Source organism: Novosphingobium indicum, assembly GCF_014645195.1.
GTDB lineage: Bacteria > Pseudomonadota > Alphaproteobacteria > Sphingomonadales > Sphingomonadaceae > Novosphingobium > Novosphingobium indicum.
Genome location: NZ_BMLK01000001.1, coordinates 120,421 through 137,218 on the forward strand (window position 1 = coordinate 120,421; position 16,798 = coordinate 137,218).

General features: G+C 63.8%; 16 protein-coding genes and 1 tRNA gene. 5 read left to right on the forward strand and 12 right to left on the reverse strand.

Translation table 11 applies throughout. The features are described 5' to 3' along the window. Window positions 1–42: 42 nt before the first annotated feature. On the forward strand, window positions 43–486 hold the full coding sequence (locus IEX64_RS00525) for a hypothetical protein (protein WP_188817177.1): 444 nt from the start codon (window positions 43–45) through the stop codon (window positions 484–486). A 63-nt stretch (window positions 487–549) separates the two neighbouring features. Here IEX64_RS00525 and IEX64_RS00530 read toward each other — a convergent pair whose 3' ends face one another. Genes IEX64_RS00530 through IEX64_RS00570 form a run of 9 tightly spaced genes read right to left on the reverse strand, consistent with a single transcriptional unit; the run spans window position 550 to window position 8,764 of the window. Further along, window positions 550–1,071, reverse strand: coding sequence for a GNAT family N-acetyltransferase (locus IEX64_RS00530; protein ID WP_188817179.1), 522 nt, complete (start codon window positions 1,069–1,071; stop codon window positions 550–552). After that, on the reverse strand, window positions 1,071–1,538 hold the full coding sequence (locus tag IEX64_RS00535) for a GNAT family N-acetyltransferase (protein WP_188817181.1): 468 nt from the start codon (window positions 1,536–1,538) through the stop codon (window positions 1,071–1,073). The genes IEX64_RS00530 and IEX64_RS00535 overlap by 1 nt, the downstream gene beginning before the upstream one ends. A gap of 4 nt (window positions 1,539–1,542) precedes the next feature. Continuing rightward, on the reverse strand, window positions 1,543–2,454 hold the full coding sequence (locus IEX64_RS00540) for an RDD family protein (RefSeq protein WP_188817183.1): 912 nt from the start codon (window positions 2,452–2,454) through the stop codon (window positions 1,543–1,545). After that, window positions 2,451–3,491, reverse strand: coding sequence for a stage II sporulation protein M (locus IEX64_RS00545; protein WP_188817184.1), 1,041 nt, complete (start codon window positions 3,489–3,491; stop codon window positions 2,451–2,453). Before IEX64_RS00545 ends, IEX64_RS00540 begins: the two co-directional genes overlap by 4 nt. Further along, on the reverse strand, window positions 3,488–4,816 hold the full coding sequence (locus tag IEX64_RS00550; protein WP_188817186.1) for a DUF58 domain-containing protein: 1,329 nt from the start codon (window positions 4,814–4,816) through the stop codon (window positions 3,488–3,490). Before IEX64_RS00550 ends, IEX64_RS00545 begins: the two co-directional genes overlap by 4 nt. 3 nt (window positions 4,817–4,819) lie before the next feature. Beyond that, entirely contained in the window at window positions 4,820–5,794 is a 975-nt protein-coding gene (locus IEX64_RS00555; protein ID WP_188817188.1) for an AAA family ATPase, read from the reverse strand. After that, window positions 5,791–7,116, reverse strand: a complete 1,326-nt coding sequence (locus tag IEX64_RS00560) for a DUF4350 domain-containing protein (protein ID WP_188817190.1) — start codon at window positions 7,114–7,116, stop codon at window positions 5,791–5,793. The genes IEX64_RS00555 and IEX64_RS00560 overlap by 4 nt, the downstream gene beginning before the upstream one ends. After that, window positions 7,113–7,823: a hypothetical protein gene (locus IEX64_RS00565; protein WP_229709986.1), complete on the reverse strand. Its 711-nt coding sequence runs from the start codon at window positions 7,821–7,823 to the stop codon at window positions 7,113–7,115. The genes IEX64_RS00560 and IEX64_RS00565 overlap by 4 nt, the downstream gene beginning before the upstream one ends. 47 nt (window positions 7,824–7,870) lie before the next feature. Beyond that, window positions 7,871–8,764, reverse strand: coding sequence for a prephenate dehydratase (locus IEX64_RS00570; protein WP_188817192.1), 894 nt, complete (start codon window positions 8,762–8,764; stop codon window positions 7,871–7,873). Window positions 8,765–8,883: 119 nt separating this feature from the next. Between IEX64_RS00570 and IEX64_RS00575 the strand changes: the two genes are divergently transcribed. Beyond that, window positions 8,884–9,549 carry a c-type cytochrome gene (locus tag IEX64_RS00575; protein ID WP_188817195.1) on the forward strand — a complete coding sequence of 222 codons (666 nt, stop codon included), beginning with the start codon at window positions 8,884–8,886 and terminating at the stop codon, window positions 9,547–9,549. A 126-nt stretch (window positions 9,550–9,675) separates the two neighbouring features. Here IEX64_RS00575 and IEX64_RS00580 read toward each other — a convergent pair whose 3' ends face one another. After that, window positions 9,676–10,335 carry an RlmE family RNA methyltransferase gene (locus tag IEX64_RS00580; protein ID WP_188817196.1) on the reverse strand — a complete coding sequence of 220 codons (660 nt, stop codon included), beginning with the start codon at window positions 10,333–10,335 and terminating at the stop codon, window positions 9,676–9,678. A gap of 13 nt (window positions 10,336–10,348) precedes the next feature. After that, window positions 10,349–11,671, reverse strand: coding sequence for a Ppx/GppA phosphatase family protein (locus IEX64_RS00585; protein ID WP_188817198.1), 1,323 nt, complete (start codon window positions 11,669–11,671; stop codon window positions 10,349–10,351). Window positions 11,672–11,828: 157 nt separating this feature from the next. Between IEX64_RS00585 and IEX64_RS00590 the strand changes: the two genes are divergently transcribed. After that, window positions 11,829–11,902: transfer RNA gene (locus IEX64_RS00590), tRNA-Gln, on the forward strand. Between the two features lie 220 nt (window positions 11,903–12,122). Here the strand turns inward: IEX64_RS00590 and IEX64_RS00595 are convergent. Further along, complete coding sequence (locus IEX64_RS00595; protein ID WP_188817642.1) at window positions 12,123–12,422, reverse strand: hypothetical protein; 300 nt, start codon at window positions 12,420–12,422, stop codon at window positions 12,123–12,125. A gap of 11 nt (window positions 12,423–12,433) precedes the next feature. Here IEX64_RS00595 and IEX64_RS00600 point away from each other — a divergent pair, with 11 nt between their 5' ends. Together IEX64_RS00600 and IEX64_RS00605 are read left to right on the forward strand one after the other, a co-directional pair. Beyond that, window positions 12,434–14,866, forward strand: coding sequence for a TonB-dependent receptor domain-containing protein (locus tag IEX64_RS00600; RefSeq protein WP_229709987.1), 2,433 nt, complete (start codon window positions 12,434–12,436; stop codon window positions 14,864–14,866). A 75-nt stretch (window positions 14,867–14,941) separates the two neighbouring features. Next, window positions 14,942–16,783, forward strand: coding sequence for a methyl-accepting chemotaxis protein (locus IEX64_RS00605; protein ID WP_188817202.1), 1,842 nt, complete (start codon window positions 14,942–14,944; stop codon window positions 16,781–16,783). The last annotated feature ends 15 nt before the right edge of the window (window positions 16,784–16,798 follow it).

Below are 16,798 nucleotides of genomic sequence, written 5' to 3' on the forward strand. Positions count from 1 at the left end.
AAATTAGCAAATAAATAACGGACGTAGCCATACATCAAAGACATGAAGCGCTTTGTGACTATCATCGCGGCATTTGCCGTTGCCGGGTGTGGGACCATGTCCCCCCACTGCGCAAGCAATGATGCTCAGGGTCTCGTTGAAGCACTGAGGCCGGAAGCGCAGTTCAAGTCGATGCTCAAAGGCGTGGTCAATCGCACGCAGACTGCGAAGATGGCCGCTGCCAAAGACGGTAGTGCTGCGGGTCAGAAGCTTGATCAAGCCATTGATGACGCCGTTGAACGGCACGCGGGCGAATGGAAACGCAACCTTGTACTCAGCTGGCAGGCACTTAGCCCGGCAGAGGTTGAGCAAGTGTGCACAGCCTTGGAGCAAAGAGATCAACAGACGTTCACGCGCTTCGCCCAGCGTGTGGGCTCGAAGGTCCAATCCCGTAACGAACCACTTCTGCGTCGAAGTGCGGTCGAGGTGCTAGACGCTGTCTGGTGACGGCAAGACTGACCAGCCCAAGCACTACTTGAACTGGGTTGGATGCTCGGATCGACAGTTTCCCTAAGCCGCTCCGACCAGCTTCGCGAACAGGTACTCCTCGTCGCGCTGTTCGCCTACCATGAAGTGGATGTCGGCCACCTTGTCGAAGCCGTAGCGGCAGTAGAACTTCTGTGCGCCGGGGTTGTCCGAATAGACCGAAAGCTGGATCTCGTCGGCACCAAAGGCAGCGGCTTCCTGCAGTGCCCAGTCCATCAGGCACGTGCCGATGCCCTGGCCGGTCGCCTCGGGATCGGTGTAAAGCTGCTTGAGTTCGATCACCCGCTGCCCGCGCGCATGGTCGGGCCAGCCGCAGGCCATGATCAGCTTGCAATAGCCGAGCAGCTTGCCGTCGCGTTCGGCCACCATCACGCGCATCTGCGGGTCGGCGATCTCCTTGGCGACTTTCGCCTCGGTGTGCGATTCCGCGAGAAACGTCGAGAGGTCCTCGGGCGTGTAGAGATGGCCGAACTTGACGACGAAGCTGTGCGCCCCGAGTTCGGCGAGTGCCGCAGCATCGCTGAGTATAGCCTTACGCAATTCCATTATAGCACCTTGGTCATGCACATAGAGAATTCATCCGAAACGTAGTCGCCGAAGGGCGGGCATTCGGTGAAGCCATGGGCGCGGTAGAGGGTCTGCGCGGCCTGAAAAGGTTCGGGCCGCCCCGTTTCCAGACTGACCCGGCTATAGCCGCGCGAGCGCGCCTCTTCGATCAGCCTGAGCAGGATCGCCTTGCCCACGCCCTTGCCCCGGTATTCGGGCGCCGCGCGCATCGACTTCAGTTCGCCGTGCATATCGTCGAGATGCTTGATCGCGCCGCATCCTGCCAGCCTCTCCCCGTCCCACGCGGAAAAGAAGCGCACGTCGGGCTGCCGCAAGCGCTCGGCCGGCATTGCATGGACTTTGCAGGCCGGAGACCACTGGTGCATCTCATCGAGGTGCAATTGCAGCAGGGCGAGCACCGGCTCACCGGTCAGATCGTCGGGAACGATCGTCAGATTCTCGATCATGGCCTCACTCGGAATGCTTGTCGGCCTTGCGCCGGCCCATGCGCATGCCGCTTTCCAGCCTTGCCCGCAACTGCGTGTAGTAATCCTCGAGGAACGCCTTTTCATCGTTCCAGCCGTCGTTGCGGTCGATCTTGCCAGCGATGGTCTGATAGACCGTCTCGATCGACTTTTCGCGGTTCTCGCGCAGGACACGTTCGAGCGTCTGCAGTTCATACTCGCCGTAGACCTCCAGTTCGGCCTCCTCGAAGCGATAGCCACGGCGCGACGTGCTGACAGCATCGGTTTCGCCTGCAGACATTGCCGCTTCGAGTTTCTGGCGCGGTCGCTCGAGCACCCACGATCCGGCGATCACGTCGCCCGCACGCAGGGCGTCGCGGTTGAACAGCGGGAAGAGCATGAAGATCAGGAACCAGGCCGTCGCCGCCAGCCAGGCCCAGCCGTTGTCCGCCCCTGCACTCGCGAGGAACACCAGCGGCAGGAACAGCTCGATATCGCGCAGCAGGTTGCGGGCGATGACCATCTCGGCGGTGAGCCGTCCGCCATCGCGCGCGGCGATGCGGATGCCGGTCAGCCGCTTGCCCGGCGTCGCCCCACGCGGGCCCAGTTCGAAGAACAGGAAGTAGGCATTGCGGAACAGGAAGATCACAACGATCCAGACAATGACGAGAAACTGCAGCGCCTGCCCGGCAACCGAGCCGGACTGCGCCGCCCGCTCTACCTGCGCCACGCCGCCTGCAATCTGGAACAGAGCGATGGTGCTGGCGATGATCAGCACGACAATAATCAGCAGATCGAGCATCAGCGCGCCCATGCGGGCACCCCGGCTGGCAACGGCGACCGGTAGCGAAATGCCCTCAGGCGTCACCAGAATGCGATCGCGGCGGGACCGGCGCAGGCGATTGGGCAGCGCGCTCATCGCCGGTCCAGCACCGCATCGGCATTGCCGCGAAAGGCGAAGAAGTAGACGCACCAGAGGGAGAGCATGAAACCGCCGATGACGAAGCGACCGAAGGTTTCATCGACCATCTGTCGGGCAAAGCCTTCCAGAAGCGCCGCGATCACCAGCATCAGCACGACCCCGGTCATAACCACGGCGGAGCGGCGCCCGGCCTCTCCGGCCGCCTGCAGTACCGGCCTGTTGCCGGGAAAGGCGAAGGCGCGGCCGATATGCAGCCCGGCAGCGCCGGCAAGCAGGATCGCGAAGAGTTCGGTCGTGCCATGCACCGCGATCCACCCCGCGAAGTCCACGGCCAGGCCAACCCGATGATAGACCCAGGCCATGGCACCGAGCGTCGCGAGGTTCTGCACCAGCAGCAGCAGAGACGGCACACCGAAGGCAAAGCCCAGCGCGAAGGCCAGAATCGAGACCTGCGCATTGTTGCTGAACAGTTGAGCAGCAAAAACGCTCATGCCGCTTTCCTTGGATTGGCCGAAAATCGTGCTGCGCAGCACTTCCTCGCTGGCGCCGGGAACGCGCTGCCCGGCCATCTCACGGCCCACCAGCGAGAAATACCATTCGGGATCGTGGCTGACGAGGATCCAGCCGACCACGGCGCCGGCCACCATGACGGCAAATGCTATGAGCAGGTCCAGCCAGATCGAACGGACCGCCGCGCTCCAGCCGCCGCCCAGAAACCCTCTCAGCCATTCCCACAGCGAGGACCGCGTTCCGTAAACGACGAACCACGCGCGCTGAACCAGCGATTCCAGATAGGCCAGCGTGGCAGCATCGAGCGAGGTCTCGCGGGCAATCGAAAGGCTCGATGCCACTGTGCGATAGAGGCCGGGCAGTGCCAGAAGATCCTCGTCAGAGATCCCCTTGAGGCGCCCCTTCTCCATCCGCGTGACGATGGTCTCCAGCCGCTTCCAGTCGGCCTCGCGGTCAAGCCGGAAACGGTCGGAGCGCAGGGCGGCGGTTTCAATGGCCGAGGGGGCGGAAACAGCGGCGTTCATCCGATCGCTCCCGATCGCTTGATGGAAAGATAGGCGTCGAGCAGGCGCGTGCCGATGCGGTCGAAAGGCGCCTCCACGACATCGACGCCGATCTGCCGCAACCGGCCCGTGACCAGCGCCCTCTGACGAAGCAGCAAATCGGCGGAGACGGCTTCGGACAAGGTCTCCAGATCGTCGGGCGCGGCGGCCGACATCGTTTCCAGCTCATCGTCGGCCATGGTCACGAACAGGACCACATGGCGCGAAACAAGTCGCGATATGCTCTCGATCATCAGCTCGGCATTTGTGGGATCGCTGAAGTCCGAAAAGACGACGATCAGCGAGCGGCGCTGCAGGCGACCGGCCAGCGTTGCCAGCGCCAGCGTGAAGTTGGGTTCCTCGGTGCGGTATTCCAGCTCGGCGGCCGCACGCTGCAGCCGGTAGAATTCGCCCGATGCGGCAATGAAGGGCGTCTGCACTTCGGGATGACCGGCAAAGCCGAACAGCGAGACCCTGTCCCCTCCACGCAGCGCGACATAAGCCGTTGCCAGAGCGGCCGAAACCGCCCGGTCGAGCCGCGGCATACCCTGTATCGGTTCGCACATCGCCTGCCCGCAATCGAAAGCGAAAACGATCTGGTTGTTGCGCTCGGTCTCGTATTCCTTGGCATAGAGATGGACGTGCTTGGCCGAAGCCTTCCAGTCGATGCGCCGGCGGTCCATGCCCGGCTCGTACTCGGCCAGTGCTTCGAACTGCGTCCCCTCACCGCGGATACGCCGCGCGATCAGGCCGAACTGCGCGTCCTTGAGGAAGGTCTGCAGTGCCGGCGAACGGACAGCGGCGATGTTGGGCCAGACCCGCACAGCCTCGTCGACGTCGCCCTCAAGCTGGCGCGCACCGAGCCCGAGCGGGCCCGTCCAGCGCAGCCACGTGCGGCTTACTTGCCCGGTTCCACGGCGTGTCGCGCTGAAGCGCGCAGAGCCCTGCCAGTCATCGGTTTGCCTCTGGAGATCAAGCGTCATGCGCCCACCCGGTGCCAGCCGCGGATCGCAGGCAAGCGCCAGTTGCATCGCCGATGGACGCCCGCCGCTCAGCCGGACATGCGCGCCCATGGCTTCGCTCGCGCCGACTTCGATATCACCCGGCACCGCAAGGCGAAGGTCTTCCAGCCGGCCAGCCAGCAGTGCATCGATCACGACCAGCGCCAGAAGGACAAGGCCTGCGAAAGGCGCGATCACCCACGCGTCCGGCCGGGTTGCGCCGATCACCAGCGCGACCGGCGCCGCCAGCACCAGCAGCACGGCGGCGCGAACGGTCGGAACAATCGGGGCGATGCCGCGGCGCATGTCCTAGCGGGGCGCCTCGGTCTGCTCGACCAGCTGGGCGACGAGCTGCTCGACCTGCTTGCCCTCGATCTCCGCAGCCGGGCTGAGCAGCAGGCGGTGGCGCAGCACGCTGCCGGCGAGTGCCTTGACGTCATCGGGCACGACATAGTCGCGGCCTTCGAGCGCAGCGCGAGCACGGGAGGCACCGGCCAGCAGGACGGCGGAACGCGGGCTGGCACCGGATGACAGATCCGGACTCTCGCGCGTCGCGCGTACCAGCCGGACGACATAGTCGGTGACACTGGCGGAAAGGGTGACGCTTGCAACCGCTCGGGTGGCGGCGGCCAGAAGCTCCGGTGACGTCACGGCTTCGATCCCGAGTTCGGCCGGGCTCGGCGCTCCGCGATTCTCGCCGTAGCGGGCGACGATACGGCATTCTTCCTCGATGCTCGGATAGCCGACCAGCAGCTTGAACAGGAAACGGTCGAGCTGCGCTTCGGGCAGCGGATAGACGCCCTGGCTCTCGATCGGGTTCTGCGTCGCCACGACGGTGAAATGCTGCGGCAGTGTATGCGCCGTGCCGTCGAGCGTCACGCGGCGTTCCTGCATTGCCTCGAGCAAGGCCGCCTGCGTCTTGGGCGGTGTGCGGTTGATCTCGTCGGCCAGCAACAGGTCGCAGAAGATCGGGCCATGCGTCAGCGTGAACTGGCTGGTCTGGAAGTTGAACAGGTTCGAACCCAGAATATCGCCCGGCATCAGGTCCGGCGTGAACTGGATGCGCCCGAAATCGAGCCCCAGCGTCGCGGCAAAGCACTGCGCGAGGAAAGTCTTGGCGGTTCCCGGCGGACCTTCGAGCAGAACATGGCCGCGTGCCATCAGCGCGATCAGCAGGTGATCGATGGTCTCGGCCTGACCCACCACGGCCTTGGCGATCTGCGCCCGGATCGCATCGGCAAGCGTCGCCACTTCGGGCAGACTGAGAGATTGGGACTCGGTCATCGCATCAGCATCCTTTCGAGCGCATGGAGATCGCGCGCGGCTTTCAGGAGATCGTGCGGACGCCGCGCCGCTTTCAGGCGCGCGACGATCGCGGTAAAGGGTTCGGCATCGTCGTGGCGAGCGGCCAGCGCGCGGTCTATTGCCTCGCCGGCTTCCTCGGGATCGAGCGTGCGCGGCAGAGCGAGCGCCTGCATCAGCCGCTCCCGCGAGCGCTCGGCATAGGGTCCGGCGAGCAAGTGCAGTCGGCCCGACCGGCGAACGAGACCCGCCGCGTTCGCAACCAGGGCGCGCTTGCCGAAAGCTATCGCGCGGTCCGGCGCAAAGGGCGGACCGAAACGCAGGAAGGCGCGCCATCCGACAATGACCGCTGCCAGCAGCAGGCAGAGGGTCGCCGCGAGAAACGGCGGCGTGAAAGCCAGCGTGAGCAGGTTGTTTGACCGCCCCAGCCCGTTAAGCGTCAGGTCGAACAGAACGGACCCGCCGTCATCGACTTCCATCGCCGGCACCAGAACATCAAGCAGCTGCGCGCTGGAGCGGCTTGCCATACCGTAATTGTTGAACAGGTCCGGCTCAAAGACGACCACAAGCGGATAGAGATCCTCGTCTTCGCCCGAATGAAGCACCCGGTCGCGCGCCAACGGCTCGAGGCCCGGATAGTACCCGCCGTCATCCATGAACCCCGCAAGCGTTATGTTGTCTCGTGCGCCCGCAATAAGCTGAACCAGATCGGTCCCACCGCCGCTCTGGATATGCTTGCTGTCGGGCAAAAGCCCGCTCAATCCGACACCGTGCCATCGCCCTGGACCTTCGGACTTGGTGAATTGGCTTCCCCGTACCGAAAGCGTGTCGAGAAAGCCTTCCCAGTGCGGCGGCTGAACGCCGCCGAGGCTTACCCAGCCCTTCTTTGCCTCGGTCTGATCCTTTGCCGGCGGCATTTCTATCCACTTCGGCAAGATCACGAGGGTCGGCCCCGTGTAGCGGCGAGCGGAGACGATCTTCTCGATCTCCTTGCCGTCGGCGAAGGCTGGCGGGGTAAGCACGAGCAGCCCGGCCTTGTCGAGCGCTCCCTCGTTGCGGACCTGCCGGACGGCATATCCCCGCCGGTCGAGATAGTCGGCCATGGCGGCATAGCCTGTCACGCCCTTGCTCGCGGCGTGGGCCTTGCCGTTGTTGGGAGACCCCATGCCGGCACCTGTGCCGATCATCCAGAGCAGAGCGACGAACAGCAAGGTGCCGATCAGCACGATGGCAAGCACCGACCGCCGCGAAAACGGATTAGCGCCGACAGCTATGTCATGACTGGGTGCGAGAGCAGTGCTCATGCCGGCAGCTCTATGCGGGCGAAGTCGGCATAGGCCGAGCGGGCCGCCGCCCAGTCCTGCGCATCCAGATCGCGCAAGGCGAAAAGGCAGCGCTCGACCCGTTCGGCGATGGTGTTGAAAGCGCTACGCCCGGCCTCGGGCAGCATCGGCAGCACGGCAATCTCGCGCGCGGTGGATGCCGGTATGACCCAGTCCGGCCGCGCATCGGCAATCTGGCGCACGCTTCGTTGCAACAGCAGGTGCGTCGCTTCGGCATAGCGCCCCTCGGACGCGAGCCTGTCGGCGTCCTCAAGCAGCGCCACCGCCTGAAAGCGGTTCGGAGCCCAATGCTCTGCTTCCTCCTCCGCGTTTGGATTGCGCAGGCGCCGGTTCATGATCATCGGTGCGAACACGCGCCACAGCAGAAACAGCAACAGCAGAACGCCCGCGACGATCAGCACCCACTGGAACACCGGCCAGGACATGCCGAGCAGCCGCCCGATCGGGGCGAAAATCGCCTCCAGGGCTCGGCCGATAGCCTGGAGCCATTCGGGTATTTGCGGAAGTTCAGGAGTCTTGGGCGGGGGCAACGGCGCATACTGGATATCGGCGGCGTGGCGCACGGCTTCCCAGTCGCTGGCAGCATCGCGGGCCGCAGCCGCATTCTCTATCTGACCGCCTGCAACCGTCACGGCGACGTGCTTGGCATGGCGCATCAGCGCACGCAAGCATGCTCCACGGTGAATCTCTTGTAATCGCTGCGCTTCGTGCGCGCTCAGCCGCGCGGACGGGCCTGACGGTAAGTCCCGAGCGGGCGCACGTACTTGCAGTGGAAGGCCAGTTCCTGCAGCGCCAGATCGACGCGCGGGTCGCCCGGCGCGCCTTCGATATCGGCGTAGAAGGTCGATGCGGCAAAGCTGGCGCCGGTCTGGTAGCTTTCCAGCTTGGTCATGTTCACGCCGTTGGTCGCGAACCCGCCAAGTGCCTTGTAGAGCGCGGCGGGAATGTTGCGGACCTCGAAGATGAACGTGGTCATCGCCGGCTGACCTTCCAGCATGAACGGGTCCAGCGGCTCCTTCGCCAGCACCACGAAACGCGTGGTGTTGTCGGCGGCATCCTCGACGTTTTCGTCGATAACCTTGAGGTCGTAGAGCTCCGCCGCGAGCTTGGGCGCGATCGCGCAGGCCTGCGAATCACCCTGCTCACGCACGAAAGCGGCAGCGCCGGCGGTGTCGGCATAGGACATCGGCACGATGCCGCGCTCGCGCAGGTAATGGCGCGACTGGCCCAGTGCCTGCGGGTGGCTGTAGGCTGCCTTGAACGGGCCACCGCCCAGCCCCATCAGCGCATGGTGGATCGACATGAAATGCTCGCCGACGATAGAAAGCCCGCTTTCCGGCAGCAGGAAATGGATGTCGGCCACGCGGCCGTGCTGCGAATTCTCGATGGGAATGATGGCCCGCTCGGCACGCCCTTCCTTCACGGCATCCAGCGCATCCTCAAAGGAAAAACACGGCAAAGGCAGACAGTCGGGGTCATATTCGAGCGCCGCACGGTGCGAGTTGCAGCCGGGCGCACCCTGCAGCGCGACGGCGCGGGTGCGATCTGCGGTAGCGGCCTCACCCATGCGGGCGACGAGTTCCAGAGCGGGTCCAGGATACGAATGCATGATGGGAGCGCGCTTAAGCGGCCACGGCGATATCCGCAATGGCTCTTGCACTCCGCGCGAGCCGACACTAGAGCGCGTGCGATCCGAATGAGATAACATTCACCGCGGGGCATGCACGAATGGACGATCGTTTCAACACCATTGCCGGCTGGGCACTTTTTGCCGGCATCGTCGGGCTTGGCCTGAGCATTGTCAGTTCGCAGTACTTCAAGGCTGACAAGCACGAACGTCCGGAAACGATGGGTTATGCCATCGAGGGCGTCGCTGAAGAAGGTGAAGGCAGCAAGGAAGAGCCCTTTGCCAACCTTCTGGCCGTTGCCGACGTCGCCAAGGGCGAAGCCGTCTTCGCCAAGTGCAAGTCGTGCCACACCATCAACGAAGGCGGCGCCAACGGCATCGGCCCGAACCTGCATGGCGTAGTGGGCGAGGTGATCGGCAAGGGTGTTGGCGGTTTCGCTTTCTCCGACGCGCTCAAGAGCGTGGGCGGCGAGTGGACCTTCGACAAGCTCAACGAGTGGCTGAAGAGCCCCAAGGCCTTCGCACCGGGCACCAAGATGACTTTTGCCGGCCTTTCCAAGCCGCAGGACCGCGCCGACCTCGTCGCGTACCTCAACACGCAGGGCTCGAACCTGCCGCTGCCCGAGCCGGTAACGGAAGAGGCAGCGCCGGCAGAGGGTGACGCCGCCACGGCCGAAGGCGAGGACGCCGAAGCTGCCGCACCGGAAGGTGAAGCCGCCGCCGAAGGCGAGGCTCCGGCCGAAGAGGCAGCCGCACCGGCCGCCTGAATGCAATTCTGAAATCCGGCATTGCCGGTCGAAAACGGTCCGCAGGCGCCACCGAGTCGCCTTGCGGATCGTTTTCGTTAGGGGCCGAGGCAGCGCGGTACTGCAAGCGCTACCTCGTTAGACCTCTCAGCCCTTGAAGCCCTTGGCGATCACGTACCACTCCGACGAATCCTTGCGGCTCGCCGGAGGTTTGGCGTGCTTGACGCTGGTGAAGTGGCGCTTGAGCAGACCGAGGAGTTCGGTGTCGGTGCCCCCCGCGAGCACCTTGGCGACGAAGGTCCCGCCCGGCGCCAGCGCCTGGATCGCGAAGTCGGCCGCGGTTTCCACCAGGCCCATCGTGCGCAGGTGGTCGGTCTGCTTGTGACCGACGGTGTTCGCCGCCATGTCGGAAAGTACCAGATCTGGCGGACCATCCAGAGCGCCTTCCAGCGCTGCCGGGGCCTCATCCGCCATGAAGTCCATCTCGAAAATGGTGACACCTTCGATCGGATCCGTCGGTAGAAGGTCGATCCCCACGACTTTCGCCTTGGGGCATTTCAACCGCAGGACCTGGCTCCAGCCGCCGGGGGCAATGCCGAGGTCGACGGCGCGCTCCACGCCCTTGAACAGGCCGAACTTCTCGTCGAGCTCGATCAGCTTGTAGGCGGCACGGCTGCGGTACCCGTCAGCCTTGGCCTTTTTTACGTATGGATCGTTGATTTGGCGCTGCAGCCACCGCGCCGAACTCGTCGTGCGCTTCTTCGCGGTGCGAAGTTTCTCGCCGGGATTGCGTCCGGACCGGGTCATCGTTTCCACTTTCTCATCGCGAGGCCACCGCGCGGCGTACGCCTGCACTCGTGGTCCTCGATGCGTGCCCGCGACCATGTCCGTGCGAGGCGATCAGGCTACGCAGGATACCTTCGCGTATCCCGCGATCCGCCACACCGAGGCGCCCGGCCGGCCAAAGATCGAGAATCGCCTCGAGAATCGCACACCCTGCAACCACGAGATCGGCTCTCTCACGTCCGATACAATTCACTTCGCGCCGGTCCTCCACCGCCATGGAAGAGAGACGGCTGCTGATCTTGCGCATCGATTCGGCCGGAACGATCAATCCGTCCACCATGCGCCGGTCGTATTGCGGCAATTCGAGATGCAGGCTGGCCAGTGTCGTGACGGTGCCACTGGTCCCCAGCAGACGAAGCGGACCGTCCTGCCCCGCGTTCTCACGCGCCGGGGACACCCGCTTGGAAAAGGCAGAGAAGCTTTCCGCAACCAGGCTGTGCATGTGGCGATAGCGTTCGAGCCTGTCCTCCAGCGTATGGCCTTCCGGACCACAGCTTTCCGTCAGCGACACGACACCCCAAGGGACACTCTGCCAGTCGAGAATGCGCGGAACGGTGCCGGTGCTCTCGATCAGCACCAGTTCGGTCGATCCACCGCCGATATCGAAGATCATTGCCGGGCCGAGGCCGTCCTCCAGAAGCACGTGGCAGCCCAGCACGGCCAGCCGCGCTTCCTCGCGCGCGCTGATGATGTCGAGCGCAATCCCCGTTTCGCGGCGCACGCGCTCGATGAATTCCGGCCCGTTCTCGGCCCGGCGGCAAGCTTCAGTCGCGACCGAGCGGGCAAGGAAGACATTGCGGCGCTTCAGCTTTTCCGCACAGACGCGCAGTGCCGCGAGGGTACGATCCATCGCCTCGTCGGACAGTCGGCCCGACTGGGCCAGCCCTTCGCCCAGCCGCACGACGCGGCTGAAGGCATCGATCACCGTGAAGTTCTCGCCGGAAGGCCGCGCGATCAGCAGACGGCAATTGTTCGTGCCGAGATCGATGGCCGCATACGACTGGCGCGGCGGCCCCTGCCGTGGCGGCCCATCCTTCGACTGATTGTTGTGGAGTGAGGCGGGCTGCGACTGGCCCTGCCGTGTTTCATCCGGCCCCACAGAGGCCGGTACACTGTTGTCATTGTATTCGCGCGGCGCTGCGTCTGCCTTCTGCGTCGGCGCTTCCCGCTGGGGACGCCCCTTCGCCTTGCCTGTTCCGGGAACCGACGGGCGTGACTTGCCCCTCCGGCCCTTGCGCCGCCGCCGCTGGCGGCCCGGTCCATCGACTTTCGCTGCCGGCGGATCGTGCTCCGCCATGGTATCAATACTCGTTTATCTCATCCCGCCACCATCGGACGGGCACCTGACACCGATGCTAACGACCTGCGACGAAAGGAGCAAGAGCGCCCGGTGAACGGATCGCGGCAAGATGCTTGACCCGAATCGCAACCGCCTCTAGAGGGGCGCCCTCCGGTGCCCCGTCGTCTAATGGTAAGACTACGGATTCTGATTCCGTCTATCGAGGTTCGAATCCTCGCGGGGCATCCAGTCTCCCTTACAATCCAGAAGATGTGCTCTCGCTCGGGAGCTATCAGTACGCCTGCAAAGCAGGCTGCGCGGACACAGATCGCAGGTGCGATGGCGAATCGATGCTGCTGCGCACGCTCCTCTGATCGGCGGCAGGATGCCGATTTCGATAGAGGTATCGATGTGGGGCGCCGGGACGTCCCGCCGTCGGGACTTTTGTCACGGGTCTCTCGCACTACCGTCAAAAATGGGCGGATTCCCGGGCATTGGGCTCTTCACCTGAAAGAAACCAAGTTTCTTCGCAGGGCCTTACGCCGCAGCGTGCAGGAGTGCTTCGTCGACAACCATGCCTGCCTCGTGCCGGTGGACGCGCGCCACGGAAGGCCGCGCTTGCAACCAGCCGGTTGTCAGCAAACCCAGCAATTATCCTTAACGGCGCGAATGCCGGATTTAAGCCCCCCGTGAACAATGCCGATCCCGCGAACATCAGCGCAACAGGGATCAAAAAAAGTGAAAACCAAAAGTCTTCTTCTGCTTGCATCGGCGTGTCTCATGCCGCTTCCGGCTCTGGCCGCCGACGACGATACCGGCACCGATGCGCCGCCCGCTCAGGAAGCGCGCGTCAACCAGATGACCACGGGCGTGGCTCGTGCCCGCGACCGCCTCGACAGCGCCACCTCGACCAGCACGATCACCGGCGACGAGATCGAGAAGTTCGGTGCCCGCTCGGTAGCGGAAATCTTCCGTAACATCCCCGGCATGCGCGCCGGCAGCACCGGCGGTGAAGGCTTTGCCAACATCTCCATCCGCGGCCTGCCGATCGCTCTGGGCGGTGCGAAGTTCCTGCAGATCCAGGAAAACGGGCTGCCCACACTCGAATTCGGCGACATCGCCTTTGCCACGGCGGACCAGTTCCTGCGTGCCGACCTCAACCTTGCGGGCGTGCAGGCGATCCGCGGCGGTTCGGCCTCGACCTTCGCGTCGAACTCCTCGGGCGGCATCGTCAACCTGATCGACAAGACCGGCGACGTCGCCGGCGGCGCCGTGCAGATCAGCACCGGCCTCGATTACGATTCCAAGCGGATCGACTTCGAATACGGCTCGCCGATCACCGATACGCTGCGTTTCCACGTCGGCGGTTTCTACCGCAAGGGCGAAGGCCCGCGCGAAACCGGATTCGACGGCTTCAAGGGCGGCCAGGTCAAGTTCAACATGACCAAGGACTTCGCCGGCGGCTACTTCCGCGTCTACGCCAAGCTGCTCGACGACCAGACCGTACCGACGCCGTTCTCGCCGATCCTGGTTTCGGGTTCGGGCGACAATCCGGACTATTCGAACGTTCCGGGCCTGAACGTGCGCAAGGATTCGCTGTTCTCGCGCTACATTCCGGGCAACCTGACGCTCGACGACGAGAACAAGCCGACCAACAACGCATTCAGCGATGCAACCCACTCCAAGGTCAAGTCCATCGGCTTCGAAACCAAGTTCGAAATCGAAGGCTGGCGCATCAACGAGAAGTTCCGGTACTCGGACATCTCCGGCCACACGATCCAGCCGTACACGCTCTCCAATGCGAACGCCCAGTTGCCGGTACAGTCCATCAATTCGGCCCCGGTCATCATGGGCATGCTGCGGGCAAGCAGTCTGCAGTACGCGACCGGCCCCAACGCTGGCCAGACAATTGCGGACCCCACCACCCTTAATGGCAATGGCCTGCTGGCGCTCGTCACCAATCAGGACGTTACCCTCAACAGCCTGAACAACATGACCAACGACATCCGCGCCAGCAAGGTGTGGGATCTCGGCTCGGGCAAGCTGACGTTCACCGCCGGCTACTACAAATCCAGCCAAGACATCGATACGGCCTGGACCTGGACGACCATGATCACCGACGTGCTCGGTGGCGGCGAGGCCCATCTGATCAACGCTTTTGCCGGCCCGTATCAGATCACGCAGAATGGTGTACTGGCTTACAACGCAGCGCTCATCGGCGGCTATCGCCGTGACCGCTACGATGTGAACTACGACATCAACGCGCCTTACGGCTCGCTCAACTATATGTTCGGCAAGTTCGCGCTTGGTGCCAGCATCCGTTATGACATGGGCCGCGTGCGCGGCACGCTCTATGGCTCCAGCCTTCCCGGTACCGCGAAGTCGACCACGTTCGACATCAACGGCGACGGTGTGATCACGATCCCCGAAACCAACGTCGGTTTCATCGACTACACCAAGCCCGCACCGGTCCACTACGACTACAATTACCTGTCGTACTCGCTCAGCGCGAACTACCGCATGTCGGACAACTTCTCGCTGTTCGGCCGCTACTCGAAGGGTGGCCGCGCCAACGCCGACCGCATCCTCTTCGCCAACTACGTCAGCCCGACCACCGGCGAACTGCTGGTCTCCGAAGCGGCATACGACCCGGTGAAGCAGGCGGAAGGCGGCTTCAAGTACCGCGGCGACAACCTGGAAGTCTACCTGACCGGCTTCTGGGCCAAGACTGGCGAGCACAACATCGGTCTCGAACGCACTTATCGTGCCTATGGCGCCGAACTCGAAGCCGGTTACCAACGCGGCATATTCTCGGTGTATGGCGGCGCGACCTGGACCAAGGCGGAAATCACTTCCGACGCGCTGAATCCGACCACGGTCGGTAACACGCCGAAGCAGCAGGCCGACCTGATCTTCCAGGTCACCCCGCAGGTTGAAGTCGAACGCTTCACGATCGGCGCCAACTTCTACGGCACCACGAGCAGCTTCGCCGGCGATACGAACCAGCTGAAGATGCCCGGATACGTCGTGACCAATGCCTTCGTGCAATACCGTCCGACCGATAATGTCACGGTCATGCTTAATGCCAACAACCTGTTCGACGTTCTAGGTCTCGTCGAAGTCGACGCGGAATACATCCCGTCGAGCGGTGTGGTGACGGCGCGCACGATCAATCCGCGCACCATCTCTGCCTCGTTGCGCTTCAACTTCTGACGGAATTCCGGCCGCAGTGCTCTCGGCACTGCGGCCGGGCCCTGACGAAAGCGAACACAAGATTGGAATGAAATTATGCTCAGCTCGTTGAACATTCCGAAGAAGTTGGCGGTCGCCTTCATTGCGATCAACCTCTCGGCGGCGGTCATGATGCTGGTCTTCGCTACCAACATCGCCATGATCAGCCGTTCAACCGAGCGGACCAATTTCCATCAGGATATCCACTCCAAGGCGCTGTCGCTGGAGACGCAGATCCTGCGTCAGAACAGCCAGATGCGCGGATATCTGGTGACTGGCGACGATGTGTACCTCAAATCCTACTACGAAGGCCGCGACGAGTACGACGCGACTTCGGCCGAGCTCGAGAAAATCCTGACCAACCCTGAAATGCGCCAGAAGCTGCTGGAATCGCGCACCGAAACGCTCAAGTGGCGTGAGGACTGGGGCGACAAGTCGATTGCGATGGTCAAGGAAGGGCGCCGCGCCGAAGCCGCCGAGCGCGTTCGCGACGCCGGCAAGGCTGCGCTCGTCAGCGCCGCAGTTCTGCCCTTGCGCGACCTGCGCGACTACGAACAAGCACAGCTTCAGGAAGAGTCGAGCGGCCAGAGTTCCGCCATCACCACGGCCTGGATAGCCCTGGCTATCGGCGGCCTTGCTCTGATCGGCATCGCCGTGGCCCTCCAGCGCAAGCTGAGCCGCGACATCGCCGTGCCTGTTGGTGACCTGACCGAGACGATGTCCGCTCTTGCGGCCGGTCGCAACGACGTATCCGTCCCAGGTACCGAGCGCGTCGACGAACTGGGCAACATGGCCCGCGCCGTGCTGGTCTTCCGCGATGAAGCCGTTGCCAAGGTCGCGGCGGATAAGGACCGTGAAGCCGCCATGGCGGAAATCGGCAGCAAACTTCATGACCTGTCGCAATCCGATCTGCGCGCACGCCTCGATAATCTGCCGGACGCCTTCGCCACGGTCGCACGCGACTTCAACGACGCACTCGATCAGCTCAGCGGCGTCATGCTGTCGGTCCGCGGAAGCATCAACTCGATTTCCACGGGCTCGTCGGAAATCCGCCAGGCCACGACCGACCTCTCGAACCGTAGCGAGGAACAGGCAGCGCGCCTGCAGTCGTCGGCTGCCGCCATGGACGAGATCACCCGCAAGATCGGTGAAAGCGCTGGCATCGCTTCGCAGGCCAGCCGCGCCATGACCGAAGCGCGCGGCGAAGCCGAGCAGGGCGGCGAGGTCGTGCAACGTGCCATCGAGGCCATGAATGGCATCGATCAGGCAACAAGGGAAATCGCCGAGATCATCACCGTGATCGACGGGATCGCCTTCCAGACCAACCTGCTGGCTCTCAATGCCGGCGTCGAAGCAGCCCGCGCGGGCGATGCCGGCAAGGGTTTCGCAGTTGTCGCCTCCGAAGTGCGAGCCCTCGCACAGCGAGCTGCCGATGCCGCCTCGGACGTCAAGTCGCGCATTCTGGCTGCCACCGACCACGTGACCTCGGGCGTCGAACTGGTCAACGATACCGGCGGCTCGCTGACACGCATCATCGAGCGCGTATCGAGCGTCAGCGAATCGATCGAGAACATGGCCAAGACTGCCGAACAACAGTCCACCGGCCTGCTCAAGGTCAACGAAGCCATTACAGCAATGGACTCGATGACCCAGCAGAACGCCGCGATGGTCGAGGAAACCACGGCCGCGACCGAAATGCTGGCTCGCGAAGCCCAGCAGCTGTTCGAGGCCTTCTCGATCTTCAAGGTCGACGACGGTGCCCCGGTTCCCATGCGCGCCACGGCACCGACACCGCTGCCGGCACCGCGCGCCAGATCGGCGCCGAAACCGGCCGCAGCGCCGCCTGTCATGGGCAACCTTGCGGTACAGGCGAACGCGGACGACTGGTCGGAGTTCTAAGGCTCCGGCAGTTCC